A 730-nucleotide genomic window follows, 5' to 3' on the forward strand; every position below is an offset into this window, starting at 1 on the left:
GCATTCCATTTGCACTTATTCCAAGGCTTATTCCACTTGAACTTCCAGTTGTCGTGCTTGTATTCTGTCTTGAAATAACTTCAACTTTTCCAATGTTTCCTGTTACTTTTCCACCTTCCTGGTTAAAGCCATTTAATACCATTGAGCCTGTGTTGTTATGAACTTCATTTACATTCTTGAAGTTTCCGTTTGCATAGACAGTTTCAACTGTATTCTGGTTGCTTCTGCTTGTTGAAATGCTTCCACCGTTTCCAGTAGTCTGTATTTTGTGTCCATAGCCAATTGTAGCTCCTGCATTTACTCCTCTGCTCGAACTGCTTGAGCTGTAGCTGTTATGAAGTTCCACAGCTTCCTTCTGGATATTTGCCACATTGTTGTAGATGAATGTTCCGCCCTGAGCCTGTGTTCCCTGATAAGTTATATTGTTTACATTATTGTAGGTAATGCTTGAATTTTCATCCATCGGCTTTAATGTTGTTACGGCCGCACCTTCAGTATGGGAACTTGTGTTGCTTCTTGAACGTGTAAATCCGGCGTTTACTCCGATGTTGGCGTAGAAGTTGCTGTTTGCCTGGGCTTCCCTTGCACCTTTTGCTCCGACGCTTACATTTACATAGTTCGTCTGTCTTGTCCCCTGATTGTCTGAAAGCCCTTTAACCGTTCCAGCCGCCGCATTTACCGCTTCCATCGCTCCGCCAACTTTGTCGCCATCCTTAATCTGGCTTACAGC

1 protein-coding gene is annotated in these 730 nt (G+C 43.4%); it reads right to left on the minus strand.

Going from position 1 to position 730, the window contains the following annotated elements:
* Positions 1–730 (minus strand): hemagglutinin repeat-containing protein (locus HMPREF1552_RS03065; protein WP_021743608.1); only part of this gene is annotated, 730 nt, incomplete at both ends.

Source organism: Leptotrichia sp. oral taxon 879 str. F0557 (genome assembly GCF_000469385.1).
Classification (GTDB): Bacteria; Fusobacteriota; Fusobacteriia; order Fusobacteriales; family Leptotrichiaceae; genus Leptotrichia; species Leptotrichia mesophila.